Origin of the sequence: Bacillus sp. SIMBA_154, assembly GCF_046536015.1 — a bacterium.
GTDB lineage: Bacteria > Bacillota > Bacilli > Bacillales > Bacillaceae > Bacillus > Bacillus pumilus_P.
Map to the genome: position 1 here is coordinate 1 of NZ_JAWJBV010000599.1, position 241 is coordinate 241.

The window sequence follows — 241 nt, forward strand, 5'->3', positions numbered from 1 at the left end:
GGCCGATGCTGGTGGCACTAATGATACCGTTGCCATCGGTCATGTAGCATTTGCAGGCCAGAATTCAGCCACCGCTGTTGGTGGTCAAGCCAATGCCTCAGGATTGGGATCTACTTCTATCGGTTGGCAATCAAACGCCTCTGCTGAACGTGCGCAAGCTTTTGGTCATTTGGCTTCTGCAACAGGCGTACGTTCGACCGCTGTTGGTGAAGCTGCAATGGCAGGTGGCAGCAATGATACG

At 53.5% G+C, this 241-nt stretch carries 1 protein-coding gene; it reads left to right on the forward strand.

Annotated features, from left to right (window positions below):
- The coding region (locus tag R0K30_RS23305; protein WP_410613382.1) for a hypothetical protein at nt 1–241 on the forward strand (241 nt) is incomplete at both ends.